10 protein-coding genes and 3 tRNA genes are annotated in these 14,395 nt (G+C 60.5%); 3 read left to right on the top strand and 10 right to left on the bottom strand.

Features of this window, described 5'->3' with window-relative positions; all coding sequences use genetic code 11:
- Positions 1–92: 92 nt before the first annotated feature.
- The gene (locus ACVI9W_RS19740; RefSeq protein WP_461530917.1) at positions 93–635 is read left to right on the top strand and encodes a DUF2062 domain-containing protein; all 543 of its coding nucleotides are present in this window, start codon (positions 93–95) and stop codon (positions 633–635) included.
- On the opposite strand, the gene ACVI9W_RS19735 is transcribed toward ACVI9W_RS19740, so the two are convergent.
- From ACVI9W_RS19735 to ACVI9W_RS19725, 3 genes are all read right to left on the bottom strand, one after another.
- The gene (locus ACVI9W_RS19735; protein ID WP_038608546.1) at positions 603–1,382 is read right to left on the bottom strand and encodes an ABC transporter permease; all 780 of its coding nucleotides are present in this window, start codon (positions 1,380–1,382) and stop codon (positions 603–605) included. The two genes, ACVI9W_RS19740 and ACVI9W_RS19735, sit on opposite strands and share 33 nt — an antisense overlap.
- Entirely contained in the window at positions 1,379–2,323 is a 945-nt protein-coding gene (locus ACVI9W_RS19730; RefSeq protein WP_422418331.1) for an ABC transporter ATP-binding protein, read from the bottom strand. Before ACVI9W_RS19730 ends, ACVI9W_RS19735 begins: the two co-directional genes overlap by 4 nt.
- Positions 2,324–2,461: 138 nt before the next feature.
- Positions 2,462–3,085, bottom strand: coding sequence for a glutathione S-transferase family protein (locus tag ACVI9W_RS19725; RefSeq protein WP_461530916.1), 624 nt, complete (start codon positions 3,083–3,085; stop codon positions 2,462–2,464).
- A gap of 183 nt (positions 3,086–3,268) precedes the next feature.
- On the opposite strand from ACVI9W_RS19725, the gene ACVI9W_RS19720 reads away from it, so the two are divergent.
- Both ACVI9W_RS19720 and ACVI9W_RS19715 read left to right on the top strand, forming a co-directional pair.
- Positions 3,269–5,716 carry an acyl-CoA dehydrogenase gene (locus ACVI9W_RS19720; protein WP_461530915.1) on the top strand — a complete coding sequence of 816 codons (2,448 nt, stop codon included), beginning with the start codon at positions 3,269–3,271 and terminating at the stop codon, positions 5,714–5,716.
- 68 nt (positions 5,717–5,784) lie between these two features.
- Positions 5,785–6,192, top strand: coding sequence for a PA2817 family protein (locus ACVI9W_RS19715; RefSeq protein ID WP_038608535.1), 408 nt, complete (start codon positions 5,785–5,787; stop codon positions 6,190–6,192).
- A gap of 104 nt (positions 6,193–6,296) precedes the next feature.
- On the opposite strand, the gene ACVI9W_RS19710 is transcribed toward ACVI9W_RS19715, so the two are convergent.
- From ACVI9W_RS19710 to ACVI9W_RS19680, 7 genes are all read right to left on the bottom strand, one after another.
- Positions 6,297–6,372, bottom strand: a tRNA-Gly gene (locus ACVI9W_RS19710).
- Between the two features lie 90 nt (positions 6,373–6,462).
- Positions 6,463–6,538: transfer RNA gene (locus ACVI9W_RS19705), tRNA-Gly, on the bottom strand.
- Positions 6,539–6,540: 2 nt separating this feature from the next.
- Positions 6,541–6,616: transfer RNA gene (locus ACVI9W_RS19700), tRNA-Glu, on the bottom strand.
- A gap of 201 nt (positions 6,617–6,817) precedes the next feature.
- Positions 6,818–9,337, bottom strand: a complete 2,520-nt coding sequence (locus ACVI9W_RS19695; RefSeq protein WP_461530914.1) for a hypothetical protein — start codon at positions 9,335–9,337, stop codon at positions 6,818–6,820.
- Between the two features lie 129 nt (positions 9,338–9,466).
- Positions 9,467–10,381, bottom strand: coding sequence for an Ig-like domain-containing protein (locus ACVI9W_RS19690; protein WP_461530913.1), 915 nt, complete (start codon positions 10,379–10,381; stop codon positions 9,467–9,469).
- Between the two features lie 72 nt (positions 10,382–10,453).
- Complete coding sequence (locus tag ACVI9W_RS19685) at positions 10,454–12,448, bottom strand: RCC1 domain-containing protein (protein ID WP_461530912.1); 1,995 nt, start codon at positions 12,446–12,448, stop codon at positions 10,454–10,456.
- Positions 12,405–14,069 carry a hypothetical protein gene (locus tag ACVI9W_RS19680; protein WP_461530911.1) on the bottom strand — a complete coding sequence of 555 codons (1,665 nt, stop codon included), beginning with the start codon at positions 14,067–14,069 and terminating at the stop codon, positions 12,405–12,407. The genes ACVI9W_RS19685 and ACVI9W_RS19680 overlap by 44 nt, the downstream gene beginning before the upstream one ends.
- Positions 14,070–14,395 lie beyond the last annotated feature (326 nt).

The raw sequence follows: 14,395 nt of genomic DNA, 5'->3' as shown, positions 1-14,395 counted from the left end.
CGACAGCTCACTCAATAATTGTCACAAAGTCTGTAATGGGGGCTTTTTAGAATCGGTGCATACTTGCCCCCTTCACCTAGTCGAGAGCCTACATGCCGCGTCGTCTCTTCAAACGCTACATGCCCGACCCGACCAGCATCAGGGAACACAAATCCTTACGCTTTCTCGGCCGGCTGTTGCATGACCCGAACCTCTGGCACCTGAACCGTCATTCGGTGGCGCGGGCAATGGCTGTCGGCCTGTTCGCGGCCTTCATTCCGGTGCCGATGCAAATGCTCCTGGCCGCCAGCCTGGCGATTCTGGTGCGCGGCAACATGCCGATTGCCGTGAGTCTGGTCTGGCTGACCAACCCGTTCACCATGCCACCGGTGTTCTACTGCACCTACCAGATGGGCGCCTGGCTGATGCAGGTCCCGGCCAGAACCTTGCCGGAGGAACTGACCTTCGAATGGATCACCGGCGAACTGTCGACCCTGTGGCAGCCGTTTCTGCTTGGTTCGGTGGTCTGCGGCCTGCTGCTCGGTGCCCTGGCCTACTGCCTGACCATGCTCTATTGGCGCTGGTGGGTAGGCCGGCAGTGGCACCGGCGCAAGCAAAAAATCTCAGCTACGCATTCCTCGCCCACTGACCAGTAGGCGCACGCAACCGAAATACAGCACAGCCGTGGCAATCAGCATGAAGCTGATAGCCACGCCTATGCGAATGTCGGAGACACCGAGGATGCCGTAACGGAACGAGTTGACCATGTGCAGCACCGGGTTGGCCAACGACACCGTCTGCCAGAATGGCGGCAGCAGGTTGATCGAGTAGAACACCCCGCCCAGGTAGGTCAATGGCGTCAGGACGAAGGTCGGAATGATCGAGATATCGTCGAAGTTGCGTGCAAACACCGCGTTGATAAAGCCGAGCAGCGAAAAGATCGTCGCGGTCAACAACACCACCAGGATGGTCACGCCCAGGTGATGCACCTGCAGGTCAGTGAAAAACAGCGACAGCGCTGTGACAATCACCCCCACCGCCAGACCACGCAGCACCCCGCCGAGGGTGTAGCCGATCAGGATGGTGTGCGGCGAAACCGGCGACACCATCAGCTCTTCGATCGAGCGCTGGAATTTGCTGCCGAAAAAGCTCGAGACCACGTTGCCGTAGGAGTTGGTGATCACCGACATCATGATCAACCCGGGCACGATGTACTCCATGTAGGTGAAACCACCCATGTCGCCAATCTGCCGGCCAATCAGGTTACCGAAGATCACGAAGTACAGGACCATGGTGATTGCCGGAGGGAGCAGGGTCTGTGGCCAGATCCGGGTGAAACGACGTACTTCGCGGTGGACGATGGTGTTGAGGGCGACCAGATTGGCGCTCAGCTCCGAACTCATACCGCCACCTTCGCCAGGTTTTTCTCGACCAATGACACGAACAGCTCCTCAAGGCGGTTGGTCTTGTTGCGCAAGCTCTGTACTTCGATGTTCTGCAGCGCCAGCTGGCTGAACAACCCGGTGATCCCCGCTTCGTTATCCACACCCTTGTCCACCTGGACTTCCAGGGTGTTCGGGGTGAGCAGGCGGCACGGGTAGCCGATCAGTTGCGGCGCCTGAAGCAGATCATCCTTGAGATCGAGCAGGAAGGTCTCCACATGCAGCTTGCCCAGCAGCTCACGCATGCTGGTGTTCTCGACAATCGTGCCGTGGTCGATGATGCCGATGTGCCGGCACAGCTGCTCGGCTTCTTCCAGATAATGGGTGGTCAGGATGATGGTAATGCCCTGCTGGTTCAGCTCGGTGAGAAAACTCCACATCGAGCGGCGCAGTTCGATATCCACACCCGCAGTCGGCTCATCGAGAATCAGCAAGCGCGGTTCATGGATCAGCGCCCGGGCGATCATCAGGCGACGCTTCATGCCGCCTGACAGCGAACGTGACGGCACATCGCGCTTGTCCCACAGGCCGAGCTGGGTCAGGTACTTCTCGGCACGTTCCTTGGCCACCTTGGCCGGGATGCCGTAGTAACCGGCCTGGGTCACGACGATATCGAAAGTCTTTTCGAACTGATTGAAGTTGAACTCCTGCGGCACCACGCCGATGCAGCGCTTGAGCGCAGCAGGCCGGCGATCGAGGTCGTTGCCAAAAATACTCACCGTGCCGCTGGTCTTGTTGACCAGGGTCGAGAGAATGCCAATGGTGGTGGACTTGCCAGCACCATTAGGACCGAGCAAGGCAAAGAAATCACCCTCGGCGACATCCAGGTCGATGCCCTTGAGGGCCTGGAAACCGTTGCCGTAGGTTTTGGTTAGCTGCCTTATGGACAGAGCAGAACTCATAGCGGGTCGCGTACCAGTTTGAAAGGTTCAAGACGCGACCGGACAGGCCGGCCGCAGTGAATATGACCATGGTGCTTGTCCAGGCCATACAAGTACAGTCATGTGTATCGATAATAACTATCAGGTTAACCGTAGTGATCAGGTCAGCGCGGTCATGACCGCTGCCTGATAGGCCGGGCGCTCCTGCAAACGCTCATACCAGGCACGCAGGTGGCGCATTTCGGGACGCTCGATAGGCATCTCGAACCAGGCATAGGCAAAGCAGCCCAGCGGAATATCGCCCATGCCCAGCTCTTCGCCGGACAGGTAAGGCCTGTGCGCCAAGGCCTGGTCAGCGATCGACAGCAGCTGCGCGCAGGTCTTGTGCGCGGCATTGATCGCGACCCAGTCCTGCTGATCTGCAGGCGTGCGCAGGATGCCCCAGAACAACGGGCGAAACGGTGTAGCCAGGGAAGATGTCACCCAGTCCATCCACTTGTCCGCCTCGGCACGCTTGCGCACATCAGCCTCGTACCAGCCCGACTCACTGCCATACTGCGCCGACAGGTAACGCACGATGGCATTGGACTCCCAGAGCACCAGGCCGTCATCTTCGATCATCGGCACCAGGCCATTGGGATTCAGCGCGCGGTACTGAGGCTCGTTGACCAGGCCAAAGGCACCACCGGCATCGATCGATTCATACTCCAGCCCCAACTCTTGCGCGCACCACAGCGCCTTCCTGACATTGGTCGAATTCTTCCGGCCCCAGATCTTGAGCATAACGTCGTCCTGATGGATGTGCGGTCTCTCAGTCTACCCCAGGCGTTCACCCTGACAATCGCCCACGCCTCAAGGCGAACTCCTGCGGCCACAGCCTGTCACTGTTCTGACAAGCCGATTGCCGGATGCCGTCTAAGCTCTGATGGATCGCAGAAGGCCCTTAGGTTTCACGGAGGAAAGACTATGTTGCTGTTGTGGTTAGTGGTTCTGGTGATCGGTGCGGCCTATCTTGCCCACCGGCGCATTGCCGCCGTGCCGGCGTTGGCCGTGCTGGCGGGGTATGTGGTGCTGATGGGCATCTTCAGCCACGCCCCCGGCTGGCTGCTGGCGCTCCTCTGGCTGGTGCTGGCGACCAAGGCTGCACTGGTACTGCTGCCAGAGCTGCGTCGCAAAATCTTCAGCGGCCCGCTGTTTGGCTGGTTCAAGCGCACCCTGCCACCGATGTCGCAAACCGAGCGCGAGGCCATCGATGCCGGTACCGTATGGTGGGATGGCGAACTGTTCAGCGGCCGCCCGAACTGGAACACCCTGCTCGGCTACTCCAAAGCCGAGCTGAGCGAAGAAGAACAAGCCTTCATCGACGGCCCCACCGAAGCCCTCTGCGCCATGGTCAGTGACTGGCAGATCGGCCAGGACCTGGACCTGCCACCCGCAGCCTGGGAACACATCAAGTCGCACGGCTTCTTTGCCCTGATCATCCCCAAGGAATATGGCGGTAAAGGTTTCTCGGCCTATGCGCACTCGCAGGTGGCGATGAAGCTGGCGACCCGCAGTGGCGACCTGGCCTCGACGGTCATGGTCCCCAACTCCCTCGGCCCGGCTGAACTGTTGCTGCATTACGGCACCGACGAGCAACGCCAGCATTACCTGCCACGCCTGGCACGTGGCGAGGAAATTCCCTGCTTCGCCCTCACCGGCCCGCTGGCAGGTTCCGATGCCGGCGCCATGCCCGACACCGGGATCATCTGTAAAGGCCAGTGGCAGGGCGAAGAAGTCATCGGCCTGCGCCTGAACTGGGAAAAACGCTACATCACCCTCGGCCCGGTAGCGACCTTGCTGGGCCTGGCATTCAAGGCCTACGACCCGGAGCACCTGCTGGGTGAAGAAGAGGAACTGGGCATTAGCCTGGCGCTAGTTCCGACCGACACCCCCGGTGTCGAGATCGGCCAACGCCACTTGCCGCTGGGCGCCGCGTTCATGAACGGGCCCAACAGCGGCAAGGATGTGTTCGTGCCGCTGGACTTCCTCATCGGCGGCCAGGACATGCTCGGCAAAGGCTGGATGATGCTGATGAACTGCCTGTCGGTCGGCCGCTCGATCTCCCTGCCGGCGGTGGGCACCGGCGCGGCCAAGTACACCAGCCTGGTCACCGGCCAATATGCGCGGATACGCGAACAGTTCAACGTGCCATTGGCCGCTTTCGAGGGCATCCAGGAATCCCTGGCACGGATCGGCGGCAATGCCTTCCTGATGGACAGCGCCCGCCTGCTCACCGCCAAGGCGGTGGACCTGGGAGAAAAGCCCTCGGTGCTCTCGGCGATTCTCAAGTACCACCTGACCGAGCGTGGCCGCGAGTGCATCCAGCACGCCATGGATGTGCACGGCGGCAAGGCCATCATCATGGGCCCGAACAATTACCTGGGACGCAACTGGCAGGGCGCACCGATCTTCATCACCGTCGAGGGCGCCAACATCCTCTCGCGCAACCTGATGATCTTCGGCCAGGGCGCCATCCGCTGCCATCCGTTCGTGCTCAGGGAAATGGCCCTGGCCGGGCGCGAAGACCACGACCAGGCGCTCAACGAGTTCGACCAACTGCTGATGCAGCACATCGGCTTCGCCGTCGGCAACGCCGCCAGCACCTTGATCCTCGGTCTGGGCCTGGGTCACTTCGAGAGGGTCCCGGGTGATGCCTTGAGCCAGGGCTACTTCCGCGCGCTCAATCGCCAGGCCGCAGCCTTCGCCCTGCTCGCCGACTTGTGCATGATGCTCCTCGGTGGCGAACTCAAACGTCGCGAACGCCTGTCCGCACGCCTGGGCGATGTACTGAGCCACCTCTACCTGAGTTCGGCGGCACTCAAGCGTTATCACGACCTTGGCTCACCGGAGCACTTGCAACCACTGTTGAGCTGGGCCCTGGAAGAAAGCCTCGGCCAGGCCGAAAAAGCGCTGGACCGTCTGCTCGACAACTTCCCCAACCGCTTCCTTGGCTGCGCCCTGCGCCTGGTGGTGTTCCCGTTCGGCCGTCGACACACCGGCCCGAGCGACGCACTGGATGCCGAAGTGGCCGCGTTGATTGGTCGCGCCAAAGGCGACCCGGCACTGGAAGAATTGCTTACGGGCTGCTATCGCCCGCAGGATGCCGACGACCCGGTGGGCGCCCTGCAGCAGGCCTGCACCTTGCTCGACCAGTGCGCACCGCTGCATGAGAAGCTGCGTCAGGCCCTCAAGACTGGCCAGGTCAGCCCGACGCCCGGTGAATCGACAATCAATGCCGCCCTGCGCGCTGGCGTCCTTCAGGTCACAGAAGCACAAAGCCTGGAGGCTGCCGAATCAGCCCGGCGCCGCGTCATTGATGTCGATGCCTTCAGCAAAGAAGAACTGCTGCCCAGCCCCGGCAAAATTCGTTAACGACCGGGACATCGGGCGCCGGGAGCCGTATACTCCCGCGCCCGTTTTTGCTCATGAGGACTGCCAGCATGGCTACCGATCGCCTGGAATACCATCTCGCCCTGCTTACCCACCTGCGCACCATTCTGGTTGCCCTGGGTGAGGCCGAGCAGGTGCCGGAAGAAAGCCACGCGCTGTTCCTGGAGCGCTTCGACGACCTGATGCTGCAGATGCCCGTCGATCCCGAGAGCGTCTACCTGGGTCAAGACCTGATGTGCCAGGTCATCCAGCGCTACCCGCAAATCGCCCACCTGGTGCCACGTGACCTGCTGTGGTTCTTCGGCGGCGACTGCCTGCATTACATGCCCGACGAAGAGCAGCAGATGTACCAGACCCTGGAAGAGCGCCGCTACGAAGCGGAGCAGAACGACGAACCGTTTGACTGGAACCAGGAAAAACAACTGCTGAGCATGTCGGACGACGACAGCAAGCACTGAGTTGTAAAGGTGTGCAGGGCTGAAAGATGCCCTGCCGCAAAGAAGCCCCAATAAAATCAGGACGAAAAAAAAAACGCCGTTCGATTGAACGGCGTTTCTTTATTTGGAGCGGGAAACGAGACTCGAACTCGCGACCCCGACCTTGGCAAGGTCGTGCTCTACCAACTGAGCTATTCCCGCAAAATACAGCAACCGGTTATACCGGACAGAAACACGGCCAACGACCTTGTTTCCAATGCATGCAGTACCTGAATACTGCGACGCCAAATTTGGAGCGGGAAACGAGACTCGAACTCGCGACCCCGACCTTGGCAAGGTCGTGCTCTACCAACTGAGCTATTCCCGCATTGGCGTCCCCTAGGGGACTCGAACCCCTGTTACCGCCGTGAAAGGGCGGTGTCCTAGGCCACTAGACGAAGGGGACACACTACAACTTCACTCCCTGCCGCGTTTTGCTGTGTGCTTTACGCTGCAAGTGGCGCGCATTCTAGGGATGCGATGAAAGCTCGTCAACTCCTTTGTATAAATTTATTTAAATCAATGACTTCCGCAGTAGCAAAAGCAACTGCCCGGGGCCCTTGCCGGCCCTTATCAGGCTCGGCAAGGGCTTTTTCCTCGCGCCCTCTCAACTCAAGCGAATGCCGTAGTAGAGCGGCCCGATTTGCGCTTCCCAACCCTCCCCGCCGCCATTCATATCCTTGAAGGCGGCCTGCGATCTGGGGAACGGATTGAAAATCAATCGCTGATCCCTCGACCAGTACCTGCCGCCAGGCCAACCGATCTGGGCCAGCCCACCGCCCCCATACTGGTTATAGATTTCCCGCAACTCCGACAAAAACAGACGCTGATCCCAGCCGACAATGTATTGTGACGCGCCCATCAAGTTCATCCTGCGGACATTCTGCACGGTCACGCTGTAACTCCTGGACTGCCCTGCACTGTCACTCACGGTAATGGTTGCCGAACCATTACCTCGCGACATCACCGTCCCGCTGCCATCCACACTGGCCACATTGGCGTTGCTCGAACTGTAGCGAAGCGGCGGCGTGCCACCCGACGCCAGTCGTTGCCGGGAGGTATTGACCGGGCGGCGGCTGGGGCCCTGGCCGTTATCGGCCCGCACATATATCACGCCATTGAGGAGCATGGGGCTGGTGTCGATTACCAACGGCGGCCGCGCTTCGACAATCACCCGCCAAGGCGCAGACACCGGTTGACTGCCGTAGAGCCCCTTGATCGTGAAAGCATGCTGCCCGATTGACAAACTGGAGAGCGCTGCCTGCCAATTACCGTTGCCAGGAACCGTTAACGTTTGTCTCGCCACCCCGTTGTCCAGGATCTGCACCTGCAAACTTCCTTGCGCAGTACCATGCAACGTCACCGCCGTCGAATAGGTACGATCTCCGTTGCCGATCGCAGCGCCGTTGCTGTCAACGACTCGGGTGATAACTGGTGTAGCACCCTGGCGAACTTCGAAGGTCCGCGGCGCCGATTCCCGACCACTGCCATACAGCGCCTTGGCCTTGACGCTGTAGTGCCTGACCGTCAGACCGGTCATGACCAGGGTCCAGTCGCCCGAACCGTTTGCCGCTGTCGTGCCGACCGACGTTCCCCCATCGAAGACTTCAATCCGTTGGTCAATGCTCGCCTTGCCCGACAAAGTGACGCGAGAATCGAAGGTGAAACCGCCTTCGTTCACCACCCCGTTGGAGTCCCTCACACTCACAATGGTCGGTGCCACCTCTGCCACTACCCTGAACGAACGGATATCCGACTCCTGGCCACTGCCATACAGCGCCTTGGCCTTGAGTCCGTAGGTTCGAACCGCGAGCCCCTGCAGCCGGTGAGTCCAATCGCCACTGGCGTTCGCCGTTACCCGGCCCAGCGACGTCGTACCGTCGAACAGCTCCACCTGCTGGCTGATGCTAGCCTTACCGGCAAGGGTCACCGAGGTGTCCACCGTAGCCCCCGCCTCAGCCACCTCACCCCACAAATCTCTGACACTGGTGATACTCGGCTTGATATCGACATAAACCGTGAACGTCCGCAGCGCCGACTCCTCACCATTGCCATACAGCGCCCTGGCCTTGACGCTATAGGTCCTGGCCACCAAGCCGTTCAGCCGCAGGGTCCAGTCACCGCTGGCACTGACCCGGACAACGCCCCTGGATACCGCCCCTTCGAATATCTCCACCTGCTCGTTCGCACTGGCCTTGCCGCCCAAGGTGAGCGAGGTATCGACCGTGGCGCCGCCATCGGCGACCTCGCCTCTCGAATCCGTGACGCTGTCGAGGGTCGGGAACACATAGTCGACCACGCGAAAGCTGCGCGCGGCCGATTCCGCGCCACTGCCATACAGCGCCCTGGCCTTGATCACGTAGGCTTTGACCGCCAGGTCGCTGAGGGTCAGCGTCCAGTTGCCCTGGGCATCGGTACGCACGGTATCCAGCACAACCAGCCCATCGAGCACCTCTAGAGACTGGTCGATGCTGGCCTTGCCCGACACGATGATCCGGGTATCGACCGTCGTCTGCCCCTCGGCCAGTTCGCCCCTGGAGTCTGTCACGCTGGTGATGCTCGGGCGTACCTCGGCCACCACCTGGAAGCTCCGCACCTCGGACACCCACTCGTCCCCGTACCTGGCCTTGGCCCTCAGGCTATAGCCTCTGACCGCCAGCCCGGTTCTTGGCAGACGCCAGTTACCCCCGCCATCCACAGGTACCACTCCCCAGGACTGCGTGCCCTCGAAAATCTCGACCTCCAGCCCGGCACTGGCCCTGCCCGAAAGGGTGACCGCTGTATCTACCGTTGAACCGCCATCGGCGACATCACCCCGCGAGTCTTCCACGCGAGTGATGCTCGGGATCACCTGGGTGACCACGGTAAAGCTCCAGACCTGCGATTCCGTACCACTGCCATACAGGGCTTTGGCCTTGAGGTCGTAGCGCCGCGGCATCAAACCCATCAGCGGGAATCGCCACCTGCCTTGCTCGTTCGCCCCGGCTCGCCCGAGGAGGGTCGCACCGTCAAAAAGCTCGACGCCCATTGCCGCCCGTGCGGTGCCGATAACTGTAACAGCGGTGTCGACGCTGATGCCGCCGTCGGCAACCTGGCCCCAGCTGTCGACAACGGTGCTGATGGCCACCGGAATCGGTGTACCGATGTAGAGTTCCAGAACTCGCGATATCCTGAGCTGGTCACCGCGCCTTAGGGAATACAAGGCATTGATGGTGGTGCCGCGTGAACGAGCATGACCGCTAGCGAAACTGGCGCCTCAGCCGGGGTCCATCCCCATTACTTGCCGGTATTCACTCTTATCCACCGCACCCGCATTGCTGCTCTCATTGGAGCCATTGAGGTCGTAAGTCCGGGCCGTACCGGCACCAAGATCGTCCGCTGTCCAGAAGTCGTACCCCATATACCCCAGGTACTCGCCGACACAGTGGGGCTTGGGCTCATCGGAGCTGGACTTGTAGAGGTTCCACAGGCGATTGATCCGGTTCAACGAAACAGGTACCAGCCCGGCCGCTTCACAAGCCTTCTTGATACCTGCCCAGTCCGATCCGGGGCTAACAAAATGCACCCGGCGAATTCCCTTGACCGTCAGCTTGTAGCGCACGACCTTTTCCTGCCTGTCGGTAGCCGTGATCTCGCAAACGCCATTGGCGAGGCCGGTAACCTGGCCGCTGTCATCGACAGTCGCGACCTTCGGTGCGCTGCTGGCGTAGCGGTACGGCGCAACGCCGCCGCTGGCTTCACGCATGAGCCGGGCGAAGTCAGGGATCCGCTTGGGCGGTTTGTCGGCGCTAACGACGTAATCGTGGGAGCTCAAATCCAGTAGCACGTCTCCTTCGAATGCGTTACCCAGGATCAGGTGCCATTTCGCCGAGTCAGTGCGTGCCCCATCCGGTGAAGTCGAAACCTGGAAGTACAGTGTGACCTCCTTGCCTTGTCGAGCGGTAAAAACCTCCTTGGCGACGGATATCTTCACCCCGGCGCCAGCCCCGCTAACCGGAACGCGGGTCCAGTCCAGAAGGTCTTCATCCATGCAGAAGTACAGATAATCCCTGGGCGAAAGATTGGCCGGCGGCGCAACCAGCTTGACCCCCTCGGCAGGGAGCGTCCCCGGATCGAGCTGATCGCCGCTGTACCCCTCAATGTAGGGCTGTTGGTAATCGGACTGTGTCATGCCTGTTTACCCTCGAAGCGTTTGAGGTGTCCGGTGCATCCCTTGATGCACAGGGCCATGAAGACCGCCGCGTCAACCGACAACGCCTGCCGCGCTGATCGTGCGCTGAGCGGAAAGCGCCCGCCCACGGGTCGCCGAAGAAGCACGGTAGGTAACGAACCCATCCAGCTGACCACGGACCGCCGAGCTGTCACCCCCGCCCAGCGCATGCCCCCAAGTCACCACCCGGCCATCACGCCGGAGGGCGACAAAACCATGGGTATTGCTATAAACGGCCTGGACATCGACCAGATCAGCAAGCACCGGGGTAATGTCGCCGCCGACGGTCTTGTCGCCCCAGGCTTTTACCGTGCCATCGCGGCACAATACGGCGAACGCTTTGGAAGAACCTGTCACCTGGACCACATTGGTCAGGTCGGCGATGGCATCCGGGACCACGCCTCCTTCCGCTGCCGTGCCGCCCCAGGCCACCACGGAACCATTGGCGCGTACCGCAGCGAACACATGCCAGTTGGACGCCACATCGATGATGTCGGTCAGACCTGCAATACCCACTGGCAGGGTTCCACCATGGGTTGGGCTGCCCCACGCCACGATATGGCCGCTCGCCCGCTTGACCACAAAGGCACCCGCATTGGCGCTGCAGATTTCAACGATATCGGTGTAATCGGCGACAGGAGTGGCATTACCGCCGTATGCGGGATCGCCCCAGGCCACGACAGTTCCGTTGCGGCGCCGGGCGGCAAAGGCCTTGAAGTTGCCCTTGATATCATCAATATCAGCCAGTGCTGCGATTGGCCCCGGGACTTTGCCGCCCAGGGTCGCAGCGCCCCAAGCCACCACATGACCGGTAGCCCGCAAGGCTGCGAACGCGGTACTCGCCCCCACGACCTTGACGATGTCGGTGTAGGCGCTGATGGGAGCAGGCACCGTACCACCGGATGCGGCAACGCCCCACGCTACCACCTGCCCGCTGGTCTTGATGCCGGCAAATGCGACACCATTGGCCACCACCGTGGTGAAGCTGTTTGGCGAGACGGCGCCCATGTTGCCGCCATTGGCAGCATTGCCCCAGACCGTGACAATCCCGCCGACCCGACGTATCGCATAGGCACTGGTGGTGCAACTGACCTCGACGATGTCATTGAGGGTGCGGATCGTCGGATCAATGCTGGCACCGAAGGCGGCATTGCCCCAGCCACGCACCCGTCCGTCATCACGGTGGGCGATAAACGCTGCGGTGCCGGTCAGTGTGGTATCGGCGCCACTGCCGATGATATTGGCCGGGTTGAGCGTCACCTGATCATCGTTGGTGCGTACCTGCAGCGGCAAATGCGGCTGAACATCCGGCCAACGGCTGGCAACCGCCCATTGCGGGTCAGTGGAGTATTTCCACTCCGCCACCAGCGGCTGACCGCTGACTGCGTGAAAGGCCTGCAGATAGCGCGGCGATCCCGAAGAACGATAGGTGCTGCGGTTGAATCGGGCGCCGAGAATTCTCAATCGCCCGCCACCGATGATCACCCGCACATCATACTCAGCGGGTGGCGAAGGCTCCGCCGGCCCGCTGCCACCACGCTGCACGTGGTACTGCAGTTCGATGCTGCTGTTTTTGTTGGCCAGGATAACCGCGTAACCCACCTTGAAACGCTGCACGCCAGCCGTCATCACCGTGTGGGTCTGGTCGTCGCCTGCTTTCCCGGAAAGCACAACCCGGACCTTGTCGCCCGGCAGCAATCCAGCCTCGCTGCCAATCACCACCGTGGCCCCCGCCGTTACCGTATTGGGATCGATCACGCCTTCAGCGTTCGCTTCGGCAACCGTCGGAGCAGGCAGAGCCGGTGCCGCACTTTCGGTTACCGCGAAAGACAGCGCCCGTGTCCGCAGTTCGGTGCCTTCAAACGGTTCGACTCGACAGATCACCGTGACCGTATTGTTCTCGTTCTTCTCGAGTTCGGCATAAGGCACGGTGAACACCACAGGCTTGCCGACCATACTGCCACTGATGGTTCTTCCCTCCGGTTTATAGGTATTGCCCCGGTTGTCGGTCCACTCCAGATAGGCCACATCCCCAGGCTCCATCCTCAACCAGGCATTGAGCGTAACCTTTGTCCCTGCGCTGGCCCACGTTGTATGACGGTGTGGCAAACGATTTGCGCCCAACGCCTTGGTCATCAAACAGCTCATAGGAAAGCACCACGGTCCCGCCCTCGATGTTCCTGAGGTGCTCGCCGTCGACGTGAAACACAATTGGCTGCTTGAGGACTTCGTCATTGCGGGAGATGTAGTAAGTCTCGATGTCTGGGAAGTACGGCGACAGGTCGGGCTTTGTGCCCCACCATATAAGCGTTACCGCGTAGCCTGCGGCCATGGTCTCATCCCAGGCCACTTCGATGGTGGTCGTCGGCAATTGCGGATCCAGGCCGCCACCTACGGCATCCTTGGCCACTGGCGCGACCAATTGCGCAGGCTCACCGACGATACTGACGAACCGTCCCCTGGCTTGCAGCAGCGTGCCGTCCGCCTTTTTCAACTGGTAGCGAAAGCCCGCCTGGGACTTGGCCAGGCGCCGGACATCGGCGTTAGGCACAGGTATTTCAATGACACTGGGAACGTTGTCAACGGGCCGCGGGGCATAGCTGAAATCAATCGGCTTGCCATCGGCGCTGGTGCCCATGAGGCTGGGGATAATTTCATCGCCTTCGGCAAAATTGTCAGGCAAGGCAATAATCTGCAGCGTCGCTGGCGCACTGCCCAACGTATTCAGATCCAGAATGTTGTTTCGCGCTTCCTTGACGATCCCGGCAGCCAGCCGTGAGCCGCCGGTATCCACCACCACGCGAGTTTCCGGACTCCAGTCCTCGGACTGGTTGGCAACCAGATCGTAGACTTTGAAAGCGATTGCCAGGCCGCCGTTATTGACGTCCTGCCCGGTTCTGCTCTTCTGCTTTATGACCCGCTCCGAGTCCCCGGCTTCCAGGATAGTCGCCTCGTCCACAATGATGACAATATCTTTGCCGACCTCGGCCTGGGTCACGGTGTGAATGACGAACACGCCCCCCCAGGACAGCCAGATCTCGTCGTGCTCGGCCATAAACGGGTACGGCTTGATGGTGACGGGCACACCTTTGGCGGCAGCGGCCTTGTCCACACCGTCGTTGATGATGTCCTGCGGCAAACTCTGCGTCAGTTCGGAATGCCCCGGGCCTGGATCCGTATCCTGGCCGCCAGGACGCTCAAGCTTGACCAGTACATTGGTATCTGCAGAGTCCTCGGGCACCTGCCCCACCCGGGTGACCCTGTAGCTGATGGTGTTGGGGCCACTGCGCAATCGATTGGGCGCAATGAACAGAGTCTGGCGCGTGTCGACCTCATCGGCAGCAATCGGTTTGCGGGTGACCTCAGTGCCCCCCAGCAACGCCGCGAGGCTGTCACCCTGCCCCATTCTCGGCCAGGCCGGAACGAACAGCTGCAAGCCCAGAAGAGGGTAGTTGTCGATGGCCGCCGCAAAGTTGATACCCCATTCGCCACTGGGCACCGGCCCGGTTTTGCCGGGAATCTCCAGCTCAACCAGTTGCAGGATACCTGATGAGGAAAACAATCCTTGTACTGCGCCTGCTTGTTCGCCCTCTTCCGGCGGCACTTCTTGTGTCGAAACTTCTTCTGGTAACGATTCCTCTGAAGACATGCTGGCCACCCTCTTGGTTCAGCGGATAAGTGACAAGCATTGAATACCTGACAAGCAATGTTTCCAACTAGCATTTTTATCAGGTGTTCGAAAAACCTCAGTAGCACTAGAACGCAATTCATATATGCAAACTCTTGTCTACTGACAAAACTGACAGGTAGGCAAAGCGATGGGAAACTTCGACACTTATTAATAGGGCATGCTCGAACCCCTGCATAAGGAGAGCACTTCGTGGATGGGTTTCGAGCACGCTAGTTGCCGATTTTTCCTACAGACCCTTCTGACGAGATTCGATTCAATAGTTCCATACCACCCCGTCTCCAATT

This window comes from Pseudomonas sp. 210_17 TE3656 (genome assembly GCF_054821965.1).
Note: the sequence above shows the minus strand (reverse complement) of the source record. Positions and strands in the feature narration are given on the sequence as shown.

Coding starts and splice junctions, on each gene's coding strand:
- ACVI9W_RS19740 (WP_461530917.1), top strand. CDS start 93: ATGCCGCGTCGTCTCTTCAAACGCTACATGCCCGACCCGACCAGCATC.
- ACVI9W_RS19735 (WP_038608546.1), bottom strand. CDS start 1,382: ATGAGTTCGGAGCTGAGCGCCAATCTGGTCGCCCTCAACACCATCGTC.
- ACVI9W_RS19730 (WP_422418331.1), bottom strand. CDS start 2,323: ATGAGTTCTGCTCTGTCCATAAGGCAGCTAACCAAAACCTACGGCAAC.
- ACVI9W_RS19725 (WP_461530916.1), bottom strand. CDS start 3,085: ATGCTCAAGATCTGGGGCCGGAAGAATTCGACCAATGTCAGGAAGGCG.
- ACVI9W_RS19720 (WP_461530915.1), top strand. CDS start 3,269: ATGTTGCTGTTGTGGTTAGTGGTTCTGGTGATCGGTGCGGCCTATCTT.
- ACVI9W_RS19715 (WP_038608535.1), top strand. CDS start 5,785: ATGGCTACCGATCGCCTGGAATACCATCTCGCCCTGCTTACCCACCTG.
- ACVI9W_RS19690 (WP_461530913.1), bottom strand. CDS start 10,381: ATGACACAGTCCGATTACCAACAGCCCTACATTGAGGGGTACAGCGGC.
- ACVI9W_RS19680 (WP_461530911.1), bottom strand. CDS start 14,069: ATGTCTTCAGAGGAATCGTTACCAGAAGAAGTTTCGACACAAGAAGTG.